Below are 22126 nucleotides of genomic sequence, written 5' to 3' on the forward strand. Positions count from 1 at the left end.
TTATACCATTTCACGGAATTTTTGATACAAATCACTTTTCTTACTCCCTCTGCTCAAGAACAGCTTGCCATCTGTATCAATCTTAAGGTGAAACGGTATTAGGCAATAATACCCCGATAAATTCTTGGCGATCACCCTCGAAAAACTGTCAAAATTTTTTCTGAAGCTTTACCTTAAAGTTTGACGAATATAAAAGTGGCTTGTTCAGCGTATACATTAGAAAAAATATTACAAAATTTTGATAAATGCTTCAGTGTTAACGCGGTGAGTTTTTCTAGAGGTATCGTCTCAATTCCAGAGAAATTACGGTTTATGTATACTTACAGACAGGATATTCTAAGCCCAAGTGAGTAAATTACCTCAACATAAGCAAGCCAAGTATAATCTGGCTGAGGCATTTTAGGATATTCTAAGTATCTTATTACCTATGTAGAGATTTGTTTAATACACCACAAACTTGGTCATCTGACATAGAAAGAGGCTATAACAGGTGAAAGAAAGTATTCATACAAAATTTGCAAATCATCAGGGTGTAACAACACCATTATTAGTAAAGAATATGCCAAGAGGTTGGGTGCAAAAACAATGGGGTTATCCAGGGGCGTGCCAGGAATGAAAAAGCCTTTATCGCCACTACAATCCCCAGATGACGTAGATCAACTACAACCATACCAAATCAAGCTGATGCAGCATCAGGAAGAACCAGCCCACCAGTTGGTACAAAAGATTAACCAAATCATCGCCAATAGCTCAGCGACTACATTGATGCTGCAAGAGATAGCCCAATTGCTAGGAGTTATCTTCCAAGTCGATTGCTGTTGCTTGGTTCCAGTAACGAGTGAGGAATCTACTAGCGAAGCGACTACTGCTAATTGGTGTGCTGATGAGTATCTAGGGTTGCCACACCCAAACGAGATATTCTCGATGGAACAGTTGCTTATGGACTCGCCAGTAGTGCAATGTGCTGCTGAACCATTGACTATTGAAGATATTTCAATTATTCAGAACAGCTTGGTAATCGGGTGTCAATATTTACCACTACCAATAAAAGCGGTTTTGGCAATTCCCACCCGGCTTGGTGGCAATAATAATGGAGTGATTAGTCTGATTAAATTTCAACCCTATGATTGGAGTGAATCAGAAAAGCAATTACTCAAAGTGCTGGAGTCGTCTTGCGCGATCGCTTTTTCTCGAGTAGCACAAGCTCAGTTGATTGCTCATCAACAGCAGTATTTGCAAAAAAGCGACCAGCACCAAAGCTTAATCAAGCAATTAACTTTATTAAGTCGGAGTAACTTGGAGTTGAATCAAATGCTCCAGTTAGTAATCGCCTCTACTGCTGAATCTCTACAAGCAGATCGCGGTTTGCTTATACTACTAAAATATACAGATCCACTTTTTAGAACTCGACCCAAAAAACAAGTTCCTAGAGCGAAAGCTACCGTACATGCCGAATGGAACAGGGCAACACAAATTTCTGGTACTAGTAAACTAGATACCTTGGACGAATCCTTCTTACTCTCAGAGTGTGGTTTATGCCAGCGTGTGTTCATAGACTCTGGAAAACCAGTAATCATTGATGATTATACAGAGCAAAACGATACCTATCCAGCCGCCTCATTATTTGCAATAGAAGAATTACCTGCGGCATTGTTAATGCCACTAGAAAGTCAGGCCAAAGTTTTAGGATTCTTAGTGCTACAGCAAACGGTTGCTCGCAATTGGCAACCAGCAGAATTAAATCTTGTGGAAATGGTTTGCGCCCAAGTCAGCAATGCCATAATTCAGTCACAGACATTGCGGCAAGTTCAGACTTTGGTAGATGAGCGAACAGCAAAACTACAAAGCAGTCTTGAACTTCAGGCAAAATTGCATGAAAGAACGCGGCAATATGTCGAGCAGCTGCGGAAACTCAATGAACTCAAAGATGAATTCTTGAGCAACATGAGCGATCGCTTACGCTATCCTCTGACAAACATGCTAATGTCAATTCGTAACTTACGTCTGCCAGGAATAGCACCAGAACGTCAGGTTAGGTACTTGGACATCTTAGAGCAAGAATGTACAAAGGAAATCAACCTGATTAATGACTTGCTGACACTCCAAAAACTAGAGTCTCATCAAGAAGCTCCGCAATTAGAAACTATTGATTTAAATAATAGAGTCAAGGATATAGCAGTATCTTTTGAGCGAAAACTTGCAGAGAAGGGATTAAGAATTTCTGTAGAATTGCCACAAGAGCCATTAACACTGCAAACCGAACTAGAAAGTTTTGACCGTATCCTCCAAGAGTTGTTAACTAATGTCTGTAAATACTCGGAGCATGATACTCTCGTCCACTTGCAAGCCTCTCACCAAGTTGATCAACTGATTGATCAAGTTATTATTAAAGTGACGAATATAGGACGTGCCATTTCCGAAGAAGAAGCGACATATATATTTGATAAGTTCCGTCGCGGTAAAGGGCGCTGGACTCCGGGGACTGGCTTGGGACTTGCTTTAGTTAAGTCTTTAGTGCAGCATTTAAATGGAGCGATCACTGTTGAGAGTGTTTCAATCTCGGATTCTCAACTGAGCGAAATTTGCTTTACCCTGACTTTGCCCCAATTTTCTGAAAGCAAACCATATTCTGAAAGTGACTAAAGAACATAACACAACAGAAGACTTTGATTTCCAGTCCTCTAGTGATGACACCAACCTAGAAGGAGATTTACTTGCTGATACAGTTGTGCCAGCTAAAGTAGAAGTCCAAGTCGAGAAGATAGCAGAGCGACAAAGGCGAATCAGTGCTAAAATCCAAATTCCCCAACCAATAGAACGAATCTGGAAGGTTTTGACAGATTATGAAGCCTTGGCTGACTTTATCCCCAACCTCGCCAAGAGCCGTATAATTGAGCATCCCAACGGTGGTATTAGACTGGAGCAAATAGGCTCTGGACGCTTCCTAAATTTCAACTTTTGTGCGCGTGTAGTTTTGGATTTGGAAGAATACTTCCCTCAAGAAATTAATTTCCGCATGGTAGAGGGAGATTTCAAAGGCTTTTCTGGCAGCTGGTATTTAGAGCCTTATTCCCTTGGTGAGTATATAGGAACAAATCTCTGCTACACAATTCAAGTTTGGCCTAAACTCACCATGCCAGTAGCAATCATTGAAAATCGATTAAGTAATGATTTGCGCTTAAACATGCTAGCGATTCACCAGCGTGTAGGACAGCTAGCTAGCAAGGAACCCTAACATCCTTATTCACTTAGCTTCACGGTAAGTGATAAGTTGATTAGCGCTGCAAAGGACATTCTTGCTTTTTACTTTAAGTACCCCCAGGGGAATTCGAATCCCCGTTACCTCCGTGAAAGGGAGGTGTCCTAGGCCTCTAGACGATGGGGGCATTGGACTCAGACCTTTTATAAGGTAACGAATTTCCCTGCTGATGTCAACAGGTTTTGCTAAAAAAGTTTGGTAGTAGCTATGAATGCAAGCAAAAACGTCTACACACTTTTACTCAAAACTGGTCTTTGTCTCTATGCGGAACATAAATCAGACAACTAACATCCTTCCCTGCATAAAGCACGGAGAATTCTTAAACAGCCGAAGTTGGTTCTTAATTCAAACAACACCTTGTGCCACCAATCAGTTACAAATGCTGTCTTATGGAGAACTAAAATATGACAAAATCTCTGAATTCGCCAAGGAATAAAAGGTATGATGTTGTACCCTTAAGAGTTAATATGTGTGATTCTTTACAAAAGATTTTGAAATATATCGCTCAAAATCTACAACATGGAAGCATCTTTTGAAATCACCCTACAAATGGTGATCACTGTTCTTGCAGGCATTAGCGCCCAGGTGGTGGCTGCATACCTCCGAGTACCCAGCATCGTCTTGTTACTGCTTTTGGGCATTTTACTTGGCTCTGATGGCATGGGGCTGCTGCACCCGCATTTGCTAGGCACTGGACTAGAAGTTATTGTCTCCCTAGCGACGGCAATAATTTTGTTTGAGGGCGGACTCAATTTGGATCTACGAGAGTTGGGTAGAGTCTCAGTCAGCCTGCAATTGCTCGTGACTCTGGGAACGCTGATTACACTACTTGGCGGTAGCATGGCAGCTCACTGGCTGGGTGAATTTCCTTGGAACATAGCTTTTCTCTACGCTTCCATAGTCGTAGTTACAGGCCCAACCGTCATTAGTCCCCTGCTCAAACAAATCAGCGTAGATCGACAAGTAGCAACGCTTTTGGAAGGAGAAGGTGTTTTAATTGACCCGGTAGGAGCTATCCTTGCCTTCGTTGTTCTAGATACAATTCTGAATGGCGATGCTGACCCAATCAATGCCATCATCGGTTTACTCTTGCGTCTTGGTATTGGTGGGGCAATTGGTGGTGCTGGCGGTTATTTAATGAGCTTGATTTTTAAACGCGCCAATTTTCTGTCAATTGAACTCAAAAATCTGGTAGTGCTGGCGGTACTCTGGAGTTTGTTTGCTTTAGCCCAAACAATCCGCAGTGAAGCAGGAGTCATGACAACAGTAGTTGCAGGAGCAGTATTTGCCAATTCCTCGGTGCCAGAAGAACGCTTGTTGAGGAACTTCAAAGGTCAGTTGACAATTCTCAGTGTTTCAGTGCTATTCATCCTCCTAGCAGCTGACTTGTCTATTGCCAGTGTGTTTGCCTTGGGTTGGGGTAGTTTATTCACCGTTCTGGTACTGATGTTCGTCGTTCGTCCGATTAACATCCTTTTATGTACTTGGAACAGTGATCTTAACTGGCGACAAAAACTGTTTTTAAGTTGGGTTGCTCCCAGAGGAATTGTTGCTGCTTCTGTTGCTTCTTTATTTGCAATTTTGCTGACACAGCATGGTTTCAATGGTGGTGATGCCATCAAAGCTTTAGTCTTTCTCACAATTATCATGACAGTTGTCTGCCAAGGGCTAACAGCTGGATGGATTGCTCAGTGCTTAAAAATCACCTCCAAAGATGCAACTGGGGCGGTGATTGTTGGTTGTAATCCCTTGAGTCTTTTGATTGCGCGGTTCTTTCAAGAGCGGGGAGAAAATGTGGTGATGATTGATACTGATCCAGATTGTTTTGAGCAAGCTGAAGCACAAAATCTCCGAGTTATTGCTAGCAGTGCTCTGGATGCGGATGTTTTGGAAGAAGCGGGACTTGCCTCTGTGGGAACTTTTCTTGCCATGACTAAGAATGGCGAAGTGAATTTTGTCTTGGCTCAACGTGCAGCAGAGGAATTTAATCCGCCACGTGTATTAGCAGTTTTTCCTCGTGATCGGCAAGCTACTAGTTCAGCAAACGAGAATAAAGTTAACCAAGCCTTTATCCCAGATTTAGCAATCAAGACTTGGAATGAGTACCTGAGTGATGGGCGAGTCAAGCTAGGGACAACTACACTGGTTGAGTCAGAATTTTCTAATCAAAGCGATCGCATTCAGGAAATGATTCGGACTAAGGTGTTGATACCGTTATTGCTAGAGCGAGAAGAACGCCTACAAGTAATGCCAGCAAATCAAGAGTGGGAAGCTGGCGATCGCATTATCTACCTATTGTATGACCCCAGACCTAAGCTTTTAAAACGCTTATCTGGCGCTACCCAGTCTACTCGCCTCTCTCTAGAAAAGTTACCAGAAGTTGAGGAAGTCCCCCTTGATCAATTATCTCAACTTTCAACCAGTGAGATTCCTGGGGGATGAGAAGAGGAGCAGGGGGCAGGGGGGGCAGGGGAGCAGAGGGGCAGGGGGAGAATAATAACTTCAGCACGGGCTAAACCATAGCTATCCGTGCTTCAGCACTCAGCACTCACTATTAACTTTGGGAAGGGATAAACTCGCTTTCTGCTGGTTGTTGTAAATTACCAAATTCAGATTTCGGTTGATACATTTGCTTTTCTTGCCACAGTAAAGCAGATAAATGTACCACAGCAAGAATTAGGGTAGCCACCGAGATCAGATAACTGTGTATGGTATACAGGTGTTGGATGGTAACGGTACTAATGGCTCCACCGCCAGTCAGGATATCGCGCAGTTGCCCACCGATAAAAGGAATTGCTTCAATGGTTCCTAACTCAATGCTAAAACGCCAGTATCCTTCTTGAGTCCAGTCTAAAAGCATTGCACTCCAATCTAGCGCGATCGCACTCAGGGCAAACAATATTCCACTAATCCAAGCAACCAGCCAACTTTTGCGAAATTGCCGACCTAAAAACATCACCACAATTTGAATTAAGGCAACGACAATTACTGCATTACCAGAAATCTCATGTGCTCTATGAAATAGCCAGCCGTATGGCACTTCTGTATTAATTCTTCTCAAAGAATTATAAGCACCGCCTGCTGTCGGTTCGTAATCAAAAGAAAGTAAAACTCCCGTAGAGAGATAAATTAAACACAGAGTAAGAATTACGACTGCTAATGTCGTCGCCAGTCGCCGCAAAATTCTATCGAACTGAGTGCTTTGCATGGCTAAGCTCTCCTAACTTAAGTGAGTATTTATTCTTATTACAATTTTAGCTAAGAAAAATTAAGATATTTTACTTTTTTAAGAGTTTGATAAATTTTTTAAACTAAATACTGCACCCAAGCTTTTAACGGTTCTGGTGAGCCATACCAAATGCCAAGGTTTCTGGGAGAATGCCTTACACCTTCGATAACAAGATTTTCTGCCCCCTCTAGATGAGCAGCTTCAATGGGGGTGATCCCATCGCCCCAAGTGTTACCCTTGCCACAGGTTAATTGGTAACTACTGTAAGCTAACCAGCTACCGCGCCGCCTTTCCCCAAAAATAGTTTTACCAGCCACGCAAACGTAACGAACGTCTTTGTAGAAAGCTCCAGGGTAATTATTGGTGACAAAATCCAGATTCCAGCGCGTCCAGCGTTCTTGGCTAATGTGGGGTGTACCCAAGGTAACGAGGGTCGCAACTAAGGAATGTGCTTCCCAGAGGGATGGATTAAGCTCACCGCGTGCCGAATAAGGCTTTTCGCCCATGTAGATGCGAGATATCCACCCCCCGGCTGAGTGACCAATCAAGTTAATTTGAGTAGCGTTATATTGTTGCAATATCTGCTTTACAGTGCGATCAAGTTGCCACAGAATCGGTGTTACTGGTCTTCCGCCGAGAGTGGGTAGCCAATCACGTCGCCGCAGTGGTACTGTAACTGTGGAAAAACCCAACTGTTGTAGTGATTGTTCTAGTTGGCGGTAAGCGATCGCACTTTCTAAATATCCAGGTAAAATAACTGTCGGTAATGGCATTTTAGATTTTGGATGCAAGCATTTAGCGAGAATTTCGAGTCAGGCGCGTGCAAAGAAAGATCTGATTTGAGATTTTTTTAACAAATACCTAAATACCTATAATGGTCTTGATTGCCGGAATACTCAATAAATCAATTGGGAAAGCTGCTAAACAGTTTTAGAGTCTGCGGATGTGGTAGTATTGTCAGAAGTAGTTCGGTCTACAATTCAATTGTGACAACTGTTACAGAAGCGTCGGATTAGAAAAAAGTAAAGTAAAACAAGATAAATTGAATAAGTAGTTATACATACAGGAATTGTGCGATCGCCTAAACTCTTAACTGCTCAACATCTCAGTTTTTCTAACAATTCACAAAAATCAAAAGTAGTAATTTTTTAAATTTCTCGCTAACAAGTGCAACTTTAAACTATAATATTGCATCATTATAAAAATTAAATGCTTCAAATAATGATAATGCCAATCTTGCTGTTTTGAGTGCCAAGCATAAGAAGTTATTATTTGTGAAGGGAAGCATCTACAGCAATATAGTCTGAAAGATAAGATCACTATTCAACTGCAACCGAGCCGAGTGAACGATAACAGCTATGTCTAACGTCTCCCTGCTAAAAAATATACCAGATATCTTAAGCCAGCCAATTGGGATAGCAGCTATAGCCTCTATTGGCATCCACGGTGCTATTGCATTAATTGTGCCATTAATGCCTGTGGATTCTAGCAAACCTAGAGAAGCAGCAAAAACAACAGTCGGACTCCTGGAATTAAGCCCAACCGACCAAGCACGTCTGCCACAAAATCCAAATACACCTCAAGTAGCCCTACAACAGCAACTTCCCCAACCAGGGCAAGTTTTGCCTCCGAATTTTAGCGCTCAGACTGTGTTACCTCCACTGCCACCCGCTACCTCTAGCCAGTTTACACTGCCACCACTACCTCAATCTCTTAACAACTATCGTGTCTCCTCATTGCCCACAAAGCAGTCAGTGCGGATGATTCCCAGAGTAAACTTGGGATTTAATGCCGCTGGTTTCAATGCCAGTGGAAAATTTTCCTCATCAGCAGTTCCTCGTTTGAGTGACAGTGACATCAAATACGAAGCATCCAAGCCGCTGCCTGTAAACAAGTTACCAGAATTGCAGTCGCAGAAAATACCTGATGATATTCTGCGGAATACCCAATATCCCAATCTTTCTGAGGCTACGTCTACTACAGCAGTGCCAGGAAATACGACCCCGCAAACCACGCCGGGTGATGTATCCCAAATTGGTCAAAACCAGCAACAAATAGCTCCCATTGGACAACCTCTACAAGGTGCTGACAACTTAGCCCTAGCAGGGCAAAGCTTGCCACAATTGCAGCCGAGAACTATGCTAAATACACCTGAGTTACCCTCAAAAGCGATCGAACAGGCGATCGCCCAGGTAAACTCTTATGAAGACTTGAGAAAAATAGTCCGGCAAGAATACCCCAATGCGGAAGAAAAAGCAGTCATCCGTGACATAATCCCTACAGATAAACCAAATCTCCAAGGTACTGTCTTAGGTGTATTAGTGGTAGATCCTGATGGCAAGGTCTTAGATATCAAGTTCCAAAATAAGTTGCTCTCTCCTGAACTGCAATTAAAAGCTAGGGAATATTTCAGTACTCAACCCCCCAAGAAAGAAAAGCAAACTAGTTCTTACCCATTTAGCCTGAGTTTCCAAAATAACAGCAATACCACTGGGACTACTCAAGCTACTCCCAAACCTCTGTCAGAACTGCAAAATAGAAATAACCAGTTAGCGCCCTTACCAGCAGCTAATCCCAAACCATTACCTGAACTGCGAATTAGGAACAACCAGCCTACACCATCATCGGTAGTTACTCCTAAACCGTTATCGGAATTGCAAAACAGAAATAATCAGCTAGCACCCTTACCTACAGGTAATCCCAAACCGTTGTTGGAATTACGAAATAGAAATAATCAACCAGCAGCTACGCCTAAACCATTATTGGAACTGCGAAATAGAAGCAATCAATCAGCGCCATCATCAGCAGCTAAGCTCAAACCATTATCTGTGCCAACAGTAAATAATAATCAATCTGCACTCTCTGGTGAATCTGATCAAAAGCTATTGGAACAGTTGCGTCAGCTGAAGGAAAACAGAGAAAAATCTGCTCAATAAAAATGAAAATCTGTTGGCAGTTTTGGGTTAAGTATAAGCGCAAAATGATGAATGATAAATCTTAAATTTTTATCATTCATTCTAAAAAAATCGTGATTATTTGATATTCCTGTTTTTAAGGGTAACTTTGAAATCGCCACTTTTTTAAGCTTGCTCTAATGGGATGCGGAAAGTACATATTTAAGATTGTCCGTCCGTAAGTTCTAACAGAAAAACCCTCTGGAAAACCAAAGGGACTTTGTTCTATGCGGACAAATAAATCTTTTAGCTTAGCTGCTTTACCAGCCTTGCTCTGCTTGTTGGGAAACGTAAGTGGCTACCTCTACAATCTCCTGAGAGCTTAATTTGCTTTTGAAAGCAGGCATAGCATTTTTACCATTCTGTACTTGGTAGATAATTGCCTGGATTGAGTCACTATCATAATTTGCAAGGTACTTTGATAATGCTTCTTTTTTCAAGGTTTTGTGGTTAATGAGGATGTTACCACCACCTATGTGGCAAGAAGCGCAGTTCGCATCAAAAATTTTGGCGCCTGTTGATGTTTCAGCAGCTAATGCTGGACGAGTGAATGTTAATCTGGACAGAGCGATCGCTAATAGCAAAATTAATAAAAATATTCTCAAGAAATTCTCCTCGTAACAAGCCTCAGCAACTACAGTTGCTAACTGCTATGTGTACTTTACCCCATGATGCTCTAGTCTCCATAGAGTATAAACGCGATTAATTCATGTATTTAGGCAAATTTGCTCAAAATTGACGGTAACGAGTAATCCCTTCTATCACCACGCGGTATTTAGCATTTTAGCCAGGGATAGGACTCATTACCGCCCTTTATTAGACATTGGAGACTGGGAAGATTTGGCTAAAAACCCGCCTCTGGTGAGGGTAATTTTTCAATTTTAAAGAAGGTTAAAATCTCGTCCCTCGTAGGTGGATTTCTTCTTCAGTACCCAATTCCTATTACCCAGCCTCCTTTATCCATTTTGTCTGTCACCTTAAGACTATGGCGTTTTGCTTTTCGCTAATGCTAACAAGCAAGGAAAATCATCTGATGCCAAAAATGCTATGCCTAGCCTTCAACAGTGATTTTGCCAACCATACCAGCACCACGGTGAGGTTCACAGTAGAAGGTGTATTCACCAGCTGGTGCGTCTGCGGGGATGGTGGTCTTTTCGGTTTGACCAGGACTCATCATCAACTGCTTGTGAGACAGACCTTTGGCTAAAGTGGCGTCCTTAGCAGGGTTTTTAGCAGCATCAAATACAACGTTGTGGGGAGGAACTTTGTTGTTCACCCATTCAATTGTGTCGCCTGGCTTAACGGTTAACTTGGCAGGTTCAAATGCCAGCATTCCTTTATCACTACCCAATTTTACCTTGTATGTTTCAGCCGCAGCGCTGGGAGTAAAAACAGCGAAGCTACTAACAACTAAAAGGATTGTTAACACAGCTAAACCAAAGCGTCGCCAGCTAGCCGCAATCAATTTCATGGCTCTCTCCTAACAAATAGTTTTATTTTTCCTTTTTTATTTTAAATAAAATCAACACCAAATATGACAATCTGTCGTAGATGCAATTTTTTTTTCAATAATGGGGAGCAATCAATAGCAAAAAATTGTTAATTGATAACTAATACTAGACTGCTATACACCAAAAAGGCTCTAAAAAGAGTTAAATAATAAAAATAAAATACTTTTTTATTATTGTTTAGAAATACTCCTTGGCTTTTCAAAAATTTTCTGTGCCCCAACCAGGAGCCTTTTGTGCTGCTGTGAGCACGAAAGCAGCTAAACTTTCCACCTGCTGTTGCGATAACAAACTAGGAGACATCTGACGGCACCAATAGGTTTCTTCACTACCATCGTAGGTCATGGGTTGGCGCATAAAGCTAACAAGAGCGTTAATGCGATCGCGAGGGGGATTAGCACCCTTAAGTGTTTTCAGAGAAAGAGACACCAGGGGATCTGGCAAAGTTGCGCCGCCAACATGACAATTAAGGCAGTTGGTTTCAAACAGTTTTTTGCCCGCAGATAATTCTTGTGGTGAAAATAGACGAGTATTGCCTTGTTCATCCAGGTCTAAAGCAATTGGCTCAGTAACATGCAAATACCGGACTATATAAGGGTCAATATTGGCAGCTTGAGCGGGTAAGCTATGGCTGAAATAGACCGTAAAAACCAAGACTAAAACTAGGAAACGAGCCAAAAATCGACACAGCATCAGAAGGTAGTAAATGTTGTATTGTGAGCGATCGCCATAGGTGTTACGAGACTGGGTACTGGGGACTAAGAACTAGAGAAGAATTTTCCCAGAATCCCCAGTACCCAATACCCAATACCCAATAATTCAGCACTCAGTCAGGGATTTAGTAATATATTTTGCCTCCTCCCCATTTAGTGCCAACAATTTTTGGTTGCAAGAGAATATGACCGGCGATCGCCTCTAAGTCATCATCCGTCAGATTTCGCATTTCTGTGAAAATATCTGCACTCTTCATACTGGGGTGTATTTCAGAAATTTCTTCTTCCCCATCATAAGTAGTGGGATTTTTCAGGTAGTCCACCAAGCCTTCAATGTTATTGCGGTTTGGTGTTGCCAGTGCCAAGTCCTCTGGAGTAAGTCCTACGTTTTGGTTTGTCTTAGTAACTCCCCCAGCATGACATTGGGCGCAAGCGTAATTAAATAAGCGTTTGCCTTCTTTTACTTGTTTCAGGCTGAGTACGACGGTCTCTCCCTGAGCATTTAATGGCACTGTTCGGGTAGCTTCGTCCAGTTCCACGGCTGTCGCGCTACCGACAATCAACTGAAACGTCAGTAAAACAGTAGCCACAACAACGCCAATTAGTCTTCTAAACATGTTTCCCCTTAAAGATTTTGACGCTCAACACAGCTAATAAAACGATTCTCAATCTCCATGCTGCTAATTACTAATTGCTAATGGCTCGTTGTTTTTTGTCACTAGCGATTAGTTAAAGTCCGAGATAGCCCTTCAGGTGACTCCGGTATCGCCCACTGAGTTGCTAGTACCTTTTGGGTGTATTTCAGACAATATTTGCGAAATAATTGCCTTTGCATCCTCTAACGCCAAACGGGTCTTTTGGTGTTTATAGGCAATTCCTAGTTGGTCGCACAGAGAAAACACTTTTTCCACAGGAATACTGTAGTCTGCTGCTATCTCTGCGATCGATAGGTCTGCAAAACCCATAATGTTTGTTAACCGACAGGTAGAGATTGAGTCGCTGTAATACCAATATCATGTTAAGAGTGCAATTTGTTGCCCAAAATACGGTTTGGGGATCGGGGGAGGAGATGAGGGAGCAGGGGAGGTAGGGGAGTAGAGGAAGCAAGCGAACAATTATTATTTACCTTGCCCAATGCCCAATGCCCCATTCCCCATTCCCTATTCCCCATGTCTATTAACCTTTACCCCCAGTAAAGGTCACGCTTTGAATAAAGTAGCGGTTGAAAAAGGCGTAAATACCTAAAGCTGGCAGGGTGAATACCATAGAAGCTGCCATAATGTAATTCCAATAGCTGATGTATTGACCTTTGAAGGTGTTTAGCCCCAAAGGTAGGGTAAACATTTCTGGATCAAACAGGATAACTATCGGCAGCAAGAAATTATTCCAACTTCCCATGAATACAAAAACCGCCTGTGCTGCTAGTGCTGGTTTTGCTAGAGGTAAGACAATATGTCGGAAAATCCCAAAGGTGTTTAAACCATCTAGTTGAGCAGCTTCTTCTAGTTCTTTAGGAAAATTGACAAAAAACTGCCGCATCATGAAGATAAAAGTAGCATTAACCATGCTAGGCACAATCATGCCCTGATAAGAATTCAGCCAGCCGATCGCTTTTAAAATTAAAAATGTCGGAATCAGAGTAATTTGCGCTGGTACTGCCAGCACTGCCAAGATTAGGAAGAACCAAAAGCGTTTACCCACAAAGCGCAGTCTTGCTAAGGCATAACCTGCCATTGAATTTAACAATAAGTTTAAAATAGTGACGCTGACAGCAATTACCACACTGTTAAATAACCAGCGCAAAAACAGCGGTTCTTGCAGAAAGATTTGCTTGTAGTTGTCGAGAGTAAAATTCTTGGGGAAAAAATTGGGTTCACCGCTGACAATTTCTGTAAGCGACTTAAATGATGCTGAAAGTGCCCAGAGAAAGGGAATTAGAGTAATCAGCGCATAAAGTGTTAGCAATATGTATAACAGTACTTTGAGCCAGGACGAGCCAGAGATTTTAATCAAATCTTTTCGCCTCCAAAAAGTCGCCGCTGAATCAGAGTAATCGTAATAATAACTGCTGCTAGTAAAAAGGCGATCGCAGCAGCATATCCCATTTGTAAATTGCGAAATACAGCTTGGTAAATTAGCAGCACCACAGTCAAAGTAGCGTTGTTTGGCCCGCCAGTACCGCCAGAAAAGATATAAGATTGATCAAATAATTGAAAAGTGCCAATTACCCCGATTGCTACGACAAAGAAGGTTACAGGCTGGAGCAAAGGAATAGTAATACGGATAAACTTTTGCCACCCACTTGCTCCATCAAGTTCTGCCGCCTCGTAAAGTGTTTGGGGTATATCTTGCAACGCTGCTAGATAAATCACCATGTAAAACGGCGCAGTTGACCATATATTCATCAGCATAATGCCTTTGAGTGCAACTGCTGGATCACCTAACCAGTTATAGGTGGGCAGTCCTATAGAAGCGAGAAAATCGTTTAGTAGCCCATCCGTGTTATAAATCCACATGAAGATCAGCGTCAACACGGCTGAGGAAGTAACCGTCGGCAAAAAATAAAGGATGCGCCACCAGTTTTTGCCACGAATCCCAGAGTTGAGAGTTACTGCCAAAATTAAAGCCAGGATAGTTTGAGTTGGCACAACAATTACTACGTATTCTGCTGTGTTTCTCAAAGCAATCCAAACGCGTTCATCTTCAACTAAGCGTGTAAAGTTCCGCAAGCCAATGAACTCGTACTCAATACCGCCGAGAAGTTGGACTTTTTGCAGAGAAAGAAAAACGGCGTAGAGAATGGGCAAAACTACAAAAGTCCCCATAATTAGTATGGTGGGCATCATGAACATATACCCAGCCAAGTCTTCTGTGATGTTCCACCTGGGGTTATTCCGCCGCCTATTGATTTCAAACACTATTGAACCTCCGCTTAATCCTGCACTAACCCGGCTGTAGCGATGGCATGATTTTTATCGTACTTCGTGTTAGTGGTGCGATCGCTCTTACGTCAAAATCGCTCCTCATACTACTAATTGTGTTCTAATTGCCGTCAATGATTGGCTTTTTCTTCCAGCGCCACTCTCAATACGGTTCGGTTAATGAGGCTACCAATTAATTACAGCTATTTTTAGGTAAATGTACCACGTTTTTTTGATCTCACGCAGAGGCGCAGCGAAAAGTTCTGTAGGCGGAGAGAAGTCTGAGCGCCGGCGTCCGGCGATCATCAGACCTTCGGGGTTTCCCGCCGTAGGAAACTTTTAAAGACAGAGCCACACAGAGAAATCAAGAGTGTGGTCTAAAAACATGAAAATTGCTGTAAAATCAACATAAAGTTTCAAAAACATCCCGGTCTATCTGAGAAGTAGCGACTTAAAAAAGTTTGCGGTGTCAAAATTGGAATTTAATTAAATTCTATCAACACCAATAAATCTAAATCACCAGTAATAATTGCTTTGGTATTAGCAGATAAATGACGATCCTCTTGAATAGCCCAGAAAACGCCAGAAATTCAATTTGGCTAATAACTGAAACTCCAATCCAATCAGCATCTTGAAGTAATTGAATAAGTTGAGAACTTCCTTGAAGCAGAGATACAATCGCATTCGTATCCAACACGTAGCGATTACCATTCATCGCGTAGATTCCTCTGCACTCCTACCGCATCTCCCCGCCAAGTTAATCGCCCCACCAAATCGGAGAAATCATAATTAGGTTGCTGCTTTCCCTCTAAAGAAACTGGATTCAAAACAACTACAATATTTACATCTCCAGCTGCTAACTGCGTTGGAATATTAAGATTTAAATATCCTGATTCATCAATTTTAGTCCTAAGTTTTAAAATTTCTATTGCTAAATAATTAGTAAACCTCATCTTATTCTAGATTTTGTAGAGCGAACATTGCAAACATTTATTTTACTTACTGCTTAATAAGCTTGTGGTAATGCCAGATATTCACTCAGATTTTGTGTGATGTTCTAACTAAAAAAGGTACTTTTGGAGCGTTCTGGAGAATTTCAAATACTTCTATCGTGCCATTGTTTAGGGTCACGTTTGACGTGAAAGCAGGCGATAATAGTAATTACATCTTCTTCCAAAATATACATCACTCCATAAGGAAATCGACGTATTAAAACTCGTCGTACTTGTCGATACGCTTGAGGATAAGCTAAAGGGTTACGTCCGATTAATGCCAAACTGCTATCGACAGCACGTACAAATTCTGAACCTAATCCAGAACTACGTTCCTCGTACCATTCAAAACCATCTTGGATATCAAGCTCTGCTTCTGCGCTAATAATTAACTGATAAATCATTGAGAAAAACCCAGTCTTTGCTTAACCTCTTCCCAGGTTGAACCTTGGTTTGGGTTTTGACGATGTGTTTCTAAACGTCTATCCAATTCTTGTTTTTGCTCGTTGCTCAGAGTTAATGCATTAGTGTCAGTCAGAATGCTATCCCATAAATCTTCTGCAAGTTGTATTCGTTCGGATACACTTAATTGGGAAATATCAACCTTTAATAGGGGATGCATAGTTATTTGCTATTGTTGACTAACATCTACAATTTTAAGTCATTGCTCAATCAGATCCCCGACTTTTTTGAAAAGTCGGGGATCTTGCTCCTGACGATAAATCTTCTCTTCTTCTGATTTTCCGCTCTTCTCCAGCCCCTAGCCCCTCAAAAAATCGAGGGAGTTCGTTACAAAAACAGAAACCACAGCTGCATTTACCCACCGCACCTATAAAATCAACATAAAGTTTCAGCAATATTACTGGCGACAATTAAATAATTTACTAATAATCGGAATTGATACCGACAGAATAGGGCTGTAAATAATTACTGGATTGAGGCTGTGAGGCTAAAGAATGAATAAGATTGCCAAGTTTCAACGAGTTTGCTGGTGGTTTCTACCAAAATTGACCCGCTACAGTTTAACTTTGTTGCTGAGTGCGGTAATGCTTGCTGATACTGTGGGGGCGACACCGAGAAATCGAGGGTTGCAGATAGCACAGCAGCCAGTAACCACTCAACAAAATGCCACTCGCGCTGCTGCAAAACGGGTTTCTCAAGTTCTTCAACTGCCGGAACTTCCCCCAATACTAAAACTTCCCCCACTGCCGGAACTTCCCCCAATACTAAAACTTCCCCCACAGCAGCCAGGAACCACTCAACAAAATGCCACTCGCGCTGCTGCGGAACAGGTTTTTGAAGAGGGGACACAGCTTTATCAACAAGGGACAGTAGAATCACTGCGACAGGCAATTGAGAAATGGCAAGAAGCGCTGAAGCTTTGGCAACAAATTGATGATAAACGCTGGGAAGCCACCAACCTCCTTGGTATTGGCAGAGTCTACGACTTATTAGGAGAGAAGCAAGAAGCGCTCAAATACTACAACCAAGCTTTACCCATATTTCGTGCAGTGGAAGAGAGGAGAGGGGAAGCCACTACCCTCAACAATATTGGTTTAGTCTACGACTCATTAGGAGAGAAGCAGGAAGCGCTCAAATACTACAACCAAGCTTTACCCATATTTCGTGCAGTGGAAGATAGGAGAGGTGAAGCCGCCACCCTCAACAATATTGGTTTAGTCTACAACTCATTAGGATCATTAGGAGAAAAGCTAGAAGCGCTCAAATACTACAACCAAGCTTTACCCATACTCCGTGCAGTGGAAGACAGAAGAATGGAAGCCACCACCCTCAACAATATTGGCGGTGTCTACGACTCATTAGGAGGAAAGCTAGAAGCGCTCAAATACTTTAACCAAGCTTTACCCATATTTCGTGCAGTGGAAGACAGGAGAGGTGAAGCCGCCACCCTCAACAATATTGGCGGTGTCTACGATGATTTAGGAGAAAAGCAATCAGCGTTCAAATACTACAACCAAGCTTTACCCATACTCCGTGCAGTGGGGGACAGGAGAGTGGAAGCCACCACCCTCTCTAACATGGCTTTGCTAGAACGCAGTCAGGGTAATCTACAACAAGCCCAAAAACATATTCAAGCAGCTATTGAAATCATTGAAGATTTACGCACCAAAATAGCTAACAAAGAACTACGCGCTTCTTACTTTGCCTCAGTCCAAGACTACTACAAGTTCTACACCGACCTGCTGATGCAACTGCACAAAAAAGACCCATCAAAAGGATACGATGCTTTGGCACTGGAAGTTAGCGATCGCTCCCGCGCACGTGTTCTAATTGAACTATTAACGGAAGCAAACATAGATATCCGCAAAGGCATTGACCCACAACTTTTAGCAGAAGAAAATCGTTTGCGATCGCAAATTAATGCTAGGGAACAAATATTATCAGAACTATCAAGTAGAAAAGAAACCCCAGAACAACTTTTAACCAACACCAAACAACAAATCCAAGACTTACTCAAACAACAGCGAGAACTTGAGGTCAAAATCCGTGCTAATAACCCGGAATATGCCGATTTGATATATCCTCAACCTCTAACCCTCAAACAAATTCAGCAACAATTAGATAAAGACACACTGCTATTGCAATATTCTTTAGGTGAAGAACGTAGCTATCTTTGGGCTGTCACACCCGACTCTCTCAATAGCTATGAACTCCCAAAACGTGAACAGATAGATAAAGCAGCCAAGAATTTATACAACAATTATTTAAAAAATCCTGGAATGCTGGGAGTTTCCCCAGAAGAAACAGCTAAAGCTGCTAATGAATTGAGTCAACTTATCCTCGCGCCTGTTGCTGATAAATTGGGGCAAAAACGCCTAGTAATTGTTGGTGATGATGCTTTACAATACATACCTTTTGCAGCGTTAACTACATCAACCAAATTGGCAGATGGCTCAGATTATCAGCCATTAGTAGTCAACCATGAAATTAGCTCTCTACCTTCCGCCTCCACGATTGCCATTCTCAGGAAACAGACCAAAGGACGCACAAAAGCACCGAAAACCCTCGCCATTCTTGCAGACCCAGTATTTACCGCTAGTGATCGGCGAGTAGCTGGCAAATCTGCAAACACTGCTAATAATAACATTGACCAGCAACTAGAAGAGTCTGCCCTGAAGCGGTCTACTAGAAACATCAACCGCAGCGAAATTCAAAGACTCGAAGGCACAGAAAAAGAAGCCAAAGAGATTCTCAAACTTGTCTCACCCTCAGAGAACATCCAAGCCTTTGGTTTTGACGCTAACTACAACTGGGCTACCAATAAGCAACTGAGTCAATACAAGATGCTGCATTTTGCTACCCACGGCTTTCTAGACAGCACTGAACCAGAGTTATCAGGAATTGTCCTTTCCCTGATAGATAAACAAAGTAAGTCGCAAAGAGGCTTTTTGCGGCTCACTGATATCTTTAACCTCAACTTCCCGGCGGAGTTGGTGGTGCTGAGTGCCTGCGAAACTGGGCTAGGTAAGGAAGTTAAAGGAGAAGGGTTAGTTGGGTTGACAAGAGGACTAATGTATGCAGGTGCAGCACGAGTGGTGGTGTCTTTATGGAACGTTGATGATGAAGCGACATCGTTGTTGATGAGCCAATTTTACAGCCAAATGTTGCAGCAAGGGAAAACTCCCGCCGCCGCCCTCAGAGCCGCACAACTCAAAATGTGGGAACAGGAAAAGTGGCGGAATCCTTATTCTTGGTCGGCTTTTACTCTGCTAGGTGAGTGGCGATAAAATAAAATTCTAGTTCGTAGTGAGCGATTGATCGCTCAAAAGAAGGATTATCAGGACTAAAGTCCTTACTACAAACTTTTATTTACGACTCATAACGTTTGGTACATTAGGTGTTCGTTTATTTACCAAGCGCACTCTTTCAGGGAATTCAAAATTGCAATTCTATAAATAATTGGGTCAACGTTATAAGGTTGATGACTGACATTACGATATTCATAAAGAACATCCAAACATTTGCCACAAAGGCTTGAATGTTACCTATGAGTGGTTTTGAGACGAACAACTGTTTAGGGACGGTAGTTATTGCCGCGCTAGTAGGTTTTGGTCATAGCTGAGAAATATTGAGCATTTGTATTCCAAGGGAGTGAGAACCGCGGGACTTACGCAAAAATCGCTCAAAAGCTTAATTTATCAAACCGCCAAGACGCCAAGAATTGTGAAGATAGTCTTTAGTGATTTGGTGAAAGTAAGAAAGATTGCTTATTCCATTGCTTTAATCTGCTTATTTGCCTCGTTCTGCGCTCGTAGCATGGCCTGCTTTAATGGTTGTTGTCCTAGCAAAGCGCTGACAAACTGGTTATCAAAGTTATTCATGATTGCAGCTGGATATTTGCCTACTTGCCACGGTGTAGCGTAATTAACTCCCGCTACTAATGGCGATCGCAAGGGGTCTTGGTCATAACCCAATTTCTCTGCTACTGATTTACGTGTTGGCAAAGCAAACCCTGTTCCTGTCCACTTCTGCATCCCTTCTTTACCAGTGAGATAGGAAATCAACTCCCAAGCTTCGGCTTTGTGCTGTGCTTGTTTATTCATTACATAGGCAACTGTAAATACCATTGTGCCTTTTTTGTTATTTATAGTTGGTATTTCTGCTGTAGCAAACTCTATTTGGGGAAAGGTTTCGGTTAAATACGGAATTGCCCAGTTACCTTCAATTACCATTGCAACTTTGCCTTGACCAAACATTTCACTACCTGAGCTTGTGCCTACATCAGATTTTTGTGCCGAGGAGCGGTCTTTTTGATACTGGTCAACTACCAGCTGCAAACCTTGCAAAGCTACCTCATTGGCAAAGCTAGCATAACCATTTTGGTCAACGACCTGCCCACCAAAGGCTTTGACTTTGTAAGCTTGACGCGCTAATTCAGGGGTTTCGCCAAATCCGTATCTGTTAAGTTTGCCTGTCAATTGCTGCGAGTATTTACGAAATTCATCCCAAGTTGTTGGTGGATTACTCAAGCCTACGGCAGCGAATGCTTTTTTGTTATAAAACAAGGCAAGGGTAGAATAATCTTTGGGAAGACCGTAAATTTCGTTCTGGTATTTGAAACTATCGAGTAGAGTATTCTCAAAGTCGGCTAGGTCAAATTCTGGAGTGATGTAAGCATTTAGAGGTTCCAAGATATTCTGGCTCATTAAGAAGGGAGCCTCCAGTGCATCCAGATAAAAAACATCAGGCGCAGCTTCGCCAACCAAGCGCGTTTTTATTACATCCATGTATTGGTCGGAAATCACCTCATACTTAACTTTAATAGTGGGGTGCTGTGCCTCAAAATCTTGCAATACCTGTCTCAAGAGTTTTTGCTCAACACGAGAGCCTTCCCAACCACTAAGTTTGATAGTGACTGCGGTAGATGCTGATGATTTGTTTAGTGATTGTAGGTTGTGATAACCAATAATAGTGATAGCGATCGCTATTATTAGTCCCATAAATTTAAATAAACTTCTTCTGTTCACGGACAAATGAAAGTTTCTCTCACCTAACTTAATATCTTTTGTAGCTAAGAAATAATATTTGACTTATCTAAAATTTTATTGAAAAACACAAGCTAAAATGACAAAGAATTATCAACAATGCTGATAAAAAAATTAACCTTAGCAACTGGACTCTTGCTAGAATGCTTCACCCGTAAACGATAGTGTATGAATTCTGTTCCAGATGAAACTGCTACGCCTTTAACTTTAGAAATTTCCCAGATTGCCTCACCACCCACAGCACTCTATCCTACCTTACAACCCAGCCTTAAAATTCCCAAGGATGCGATTCGCACTAGCTTGAGAGCCTCCACTGGGGATGCTGTCTTATCAGCAGTTTTTTCCTTGACTACTGGCGGGATTTTGCTTTCTAATTTCCTAGTGGAGTTGGACGCCAGCCCGGTGGTATTTGGGATGCTGTCCTCTATCCCCATGCTTGCGAATCTGATTCAGCCATTGGGTGCTTACTTATCTGAGAGCAGTACCAGCCGCTTTCAATATTCTCTTGTGACTCATGGAATCTCTCGCCCATTGTGGCTGATTTTAGTAATTGGCATTTTAGCCACAAGCTGGGGTGGAGTTAATAGTCAGCAATTGGTGATATTGACACTCTTGATTGTCTTAGTCACCCATCTTTTAGGAGGACTAGGAAGCGCAGCTTGGCTAAGTTGGGTGGCGATGATCGTCCCTCGGCGATTGCGAGGTCGGTATTTCGGGTTACGTAACAGTGCCGCCAGTTTAACTAATTTAGTTTGCTTACCTTTGGTTGGTCTAGCTGTATCACACTGGTACGGAGGAACTCTACAAGGTTACGGAGTAGTTTTACTGGTAGGTATCGTGTTCGGGATTATAGGGATAGGCTGTCAGTATTTCCAGGTGGATGTGAATCCACAATTGCAAAACACTTATGTTGCTAACCTGAGTTCGGGATAAGGAAAGGGACAGGTAGTAAGCTGAAAATAGCGTTAAATCCAGCAACCTGCCCTATGTTTAGTTTAGATGCTTTGTTTTGCCATGTAGATGATTTTTGTAAAGCATTTGAA

The 22126-nt window shown here is 42.1% G+C and carries 19 protein-coding genes, 1 tRNA gene and 1 pseudogene; 6 read left to right on the forward strand and 15 right to left on the reverse strand.

Annotated features, from left to right (window positions below):
* Positions 1 to 612: 612 nt before the first annotated feature.
* Together FNW02_RS31955 and FNW02_RS31960 are read left to right on the forward strand one after the other, a co-directional pair.
* Positions 613 to 2643 carry a GAF domain-containing sensor histidine kinase gene (locus tag FNW02_RS31955; RefSeq protein WP_191761461.1) on the forward strand — a complete coding sequence of 677 codons (2031 nt, stop codon included), beginning with the start codon at positions 613 to 615 and terminating at the stop codon, positions 2641 to 2643.
* Complete coding sequence (locus FNW02_RS31960) at positions 2636 to 3235, forward strand: SRPBCC family protein (RefSeq protein ID WP_191761462.1); 600 nt, start codon at positions 2636 to 2638, stop codon at positions 3233 to 3235. The genes FNW02_RS31955 and FNW02_RS31960 overlap by 8 nt, the downstream gene beginning before the upstream one ends.
* A gap of 78 nt (positions 3236 to 3313) precedes the next feature.
* On the opposite strand, the gene FNW02_RS31965 is transcribed toward FNW02_RS31960, so the two are convergent.
* Positions 3314 to 3386 (reverse strand) — tRNA-Glu (locus FNW02_RS31965).
* A gap of 392 nt (positions 3387 to 3778) precedes the next feature.
* On the opposite strand from FNW02_RS31965, the gene FNW02_RS31970 reads away from it, so the two are divergent.
* Entirely contained in the window at positions 3779 to 5701 is a 1923-nt protein-coding gene (locus tag FNW02_RS31970) for a cation:proton antiporter (protein ID WP_191761463.1), read from the forward strand.
* Between the two features lie 112 nt (positions 5702 to 5813).
* Here FNW02_RS31970 and FNW02_RS31975 read toward each other — a convergent pair whose 3' ends face one another.
* Positions 5814 to 6467, reverse strand: a complete 654-nt coding sequence (locus tag FNW02_RS31975; protein WP_191761464.1) for a cytochrome b N-terminal domain-containing protein — start codon at positions 6465 to 6467, stop codon at positions 5814 to 5816.
* A gap of 98 nt (positions 6468 to 6565) precedes the next feature.
* Complete coding sequence (locus FNW02_RS31980; protein ID WP_191761465.1) at positions 6566 to 7261, reverse strand: esterase/lipase family protein; 696 nt, start codon at positions 7259 to 7261, stop codon at positions 6566 to 6568.
* A 585-nt stretch (positions 7262 to 7846) separates the two neighbouring features.
* Between FNW02_RS31980 and FNW02_RS31985 the strand changes: the two genes are divergently transcribed.
* On the forward strand, positions 7847 to 9424 hold the full coding sequence (locus tag FNW02_RS31985; protein WP_191761466.1) for a hypothetical protein: 1578 nt from the start codon (positions 7847 to 7849) through the stop codon (positions 9422 to 9424).
* Positions 9425 to 9702: 278 nt separating this feature from the next.
* Here FNW02_RS31985 and petJ read toward each other — a convergent pair whose 3' ends face one another.
* From petJ to FNW02_RS32040, 11 genes are all read right to left on the reverse strand, one after another.
* The gene (gene petJ, locus FNW02_RS31990; RefSeq protein ID WP_191761467.1) at positions 9703 to 10047 is read right to left on the reverse strand and encodes a cytochrome c6 PetJ; all 345 of its coding nucleotides are present in this window, start codon (positions 10045 to 10047) and stop codon (positions 9703 to 9705) included.
* Positions 10048 to 10493: 446 nt separating this feature from the next.
* Entirely contained in the window at positions 10494 to 10913 is a 420-nt protein-coding gene (gene petE / locus FNW02_RS31995) for a plastocyanin (RefSeq protein ID WP_191761468.1), read from the reverse strand.
* 238 nt (positions 10914 to 11151) lie between these two features.
* Positions 11152 to 11628 (reverse strand): photosystem II cytochrome PsbV2, encoded by a 477-nt coding sequence (psbV2, locus tag FNW02_RS32000; RefSeq protein WP_225226049.1) that lies wholly within the window; start codon positions 11626 to 11628, stop codon positions 11152 to 11154.
* A gap of 160 nt (positions 11629 to 11788) precedes the next feature.
* A complete protein-coding gene (gene psbV / locus FNW02_RS32005; protein ID WP_191761470.1) occupies positions 11789 to 12280 on the reverse strand; it encodes a photosystem II cytochrome c-550 in 492 nt (163 codons plus the stop codon).
* A gap of 132 nt (positions 12281 to 12412) precedes the next feature.
* Positions 12413 to 12628, reverse strand: a complete 216-nt coding sequence (locus FNW02_RS32010) for a hypothetical protein (protein ID WP_191761471.1) — start codon at positions 12626 to 12628, stop codon at positions 12413 to 12415.
* Between the two features lie 211 nt (positions 12629 to 12839).
* Positions 12840 to 13676 (reverse strand): carbohydrate ABC transporter permease, encoded by an 837-nt coding sequence (locus tag FNW02_RS32015; RefSeq protein ID WP_191761472.1) that lies wholly within the window; start codon positions 13674 to 13676, stop codon positions 12840 to 12842.
* The gene (locus FNW02_RS32020; protein WP_191761473.1) at positions 13673 to 14581 is read right to left on the reverse strand and encodes an ABC transporter permease subunit; all 909 of its coding nucleotides are present in this window, start codon (positions 14579 to 14581) and stop codon (positions 13673 to 13675) included. Before FNW02_RS32020 ends, FNW02_RS32015 begins: the two co-directional genes overlap by 4 nt.
* A 514-nt stretch (positions 14582 to 15095) precedes the next feature.
* Positions 15096 to 15299: a PIN domain-containing protein gene (locus FNW02_RS32025; RefSeq protein WP_225226050.1), complete on the reverse strand. Its 204-nt coding sequence runs from the start codon at positions 15297 to 15299 to the stop codon at positions 15096 to 15098.
* Positions 15289 to 15537 carry a hypothetical protein gene (locus FNW02_RS32030; protein ID WP_225226051.1) on the reverse strand — a complete coding sequence of 83 codons (249 nt, stop codon included), beginning with the start codon at positions 15535 to 15537 and terminating at the stop codon, positions 15289 to 15291. Before FNW02_RS32030 ends, FNW02_RS32025 begins: the two co-directional genes overlap by 11 nt.
* A gap of 143 nt (positions 15538 to 15680) precedes the next feature.
* Positions 15681 to 15980 carry a type II toxin-antitoxin system RelE/ParE family toxin gene (locus tag FNW02_RS32035; protein ID WP_191761474.1) on the reverse strand — a complete coding sequence of 100 codons (300 nt, stop codon included), beginning with the start codon at positions 15978 to 15980 and terminating at the stop codon, positions 15681 to 15683.
* On the reverse strand, positions 15977 to 16198 hold the full coding sequence (locus tag FNW02_RS32040) for an addiction module protein (RefSeq protein WP_191761475.1): 222 nt from the start codon (positions 16196 to 16198) through the stop codon (positions 15977 to 15979). The genes FNW02_RS32035 and FNW02_RS32040 overlap by 4 nt, the downstream gene beginning before the upstream one ends.
* Before the next feature lie 334 nt (positions 16199 to 16532).
* Here FNW02_RS32040 and FNW02_RS32045 point away from each other — a divergent pair, with 334 nt between their 5' ends.
* On the forward strand, positions 16533 to 19325 hold the full coding sequence (locus tag FNW02_RS32045; protein ID WP_191761476.1) for a CHAT domain-containing tetratricopeptide repeat protein: 2793 nt from the start codon (positions 16533 to 16535) through the stop codon (positions 19323 to 19325).
* Positions 19326 to 19805: 480 nt separating this feature from the next.
* Here the strand turns inward: FNW02_RS32045 and FNW02_RS32050 are convergent, their stop codons facing one another.
* Positions 19806 to 21038 (reverse strand): ABC transporter substrate-binding protein, encoded by a 1233-nt coding sequence (locus FNW02_RS32050; protein ID WP_191761477.1) that lies wholly within the window; start codon positions 21036 to 21038, stop codon positions 19806 to 19808.
* A gap of 213 nt (positions 21039 to 21251) precedes the next feature.
* On the opposite strand from FNW02_RS32050, the pseudogene FNW02_RS32055 reads away from it, so the two are divergent.
* Positions 21252 to 21995, forward strand: a pseudogene (locus FNW02_RS32055) (MFS transporter); the annotation flags it as partial.
* Positions 21996 to 22126 lie beyond the last annotated feature (131 nt).

This window comes from Komarekiella delphini-convector SJRDD-AB1, assembly GCF_014831675.1.
GTDB lineage: Bacteria > Cyanobacteriota > Cyanobacteriia > Cyanobacteriales > Nostocaceae > Komarekiella.

Coding starts and splice junctions, on each gene's coding strand:
- FNW02_RS32035 (WP_191761474.1), bottom strand. CDS start 15,980: ATGATTTATCAGTTAATTATTAGCGCAGAAGCAGAGCTTGATATCCAA.
- FNW02_RS32030 (WP_225226051.1), bottom strand. CDS start 15,537: ATGAGGTTTACTAATTATTTAGCAATAGAAATTTTAAAACTTAGGACT.
- FNW02_RS31970 (WP_191761463.1), top strand. CDS start 3,779: ATGGAAGCATCTTTTGAAATCACCCTACAAATGGTGATCACTGTTCTT.
- FNW02_RS32050 (WP_191761477.1), bottom strand. CDS start 21,038: ATGGGACTAATAATAGCGATCGCTATCACTATTATTGGTTATCACAAC.
- FNW02_RS31955 (WP_191761461.1), top strand. CDS start 613: ATGAAAAAGCCTTTATCGCCACTACAATCCCCAGATGACGTAGATCAA.
- FNW02_RS32010 (WP_191761471.1), bottom strand. CDS start 12,628: ATGGGTTTTGCAGACCTATCGATCGCAGAGATAGCAGCAGACTACAGT.
- psbV (WP_191761470.1), bottom strand. CDS start 12,280: ATGTTTAGAAGACTAATTGGCGTTGTTGTGGCTACTGTTTTACTGACG.
- FNW02_RS31980 (WP_191761465.1), bottom strand. CDS start 7,261: ATGCCATTACCGACAGTTATTTTACCTGGATATTTAGAAAGTGCGATC.
- FNW02_RS32045 (WP_191761476.1), top strand. CDS start 16,533: ATGAATAAGATTGCCAAGTTTCAACGAGTTTGCTGGTGGTTTCTACCA.
- FNW02_RS31975 (WP_191761464.1), bottom strand. CDS start 6,467: ATGCAAAGCACTCAGTTCGATAGAATTTTGCGGCGACTGGCGACGACA.
- FNW02_RS32040 (WP_191761475.1), bottom strand. CDS start 16,198: ATGCATCCCCTATTAAAGGTTGATATTTCCCAATTAAGTGTATCCGAA.
- FNW02_RS31985 (WP_191761466.1), top strand. CDS start 7,847: ATGTCTAACGTCTCCCTGCTAAAAAATATACCAGATATCTTAAGCCAG.
- petE (WP_191761468.1), bottom strand. CDS start 10,913: ATGAAATTGATTGCGGCTAGCTGGCGACGCTTTGGTTTAGCTGTGTTA.
- FNW02_RS32025 (WP_225226050.1), bottom strand. CDS start 15,299: ATGAATGGTAATCGCTACGTGTTGGATACGAATGCGATTGTATCTCTG.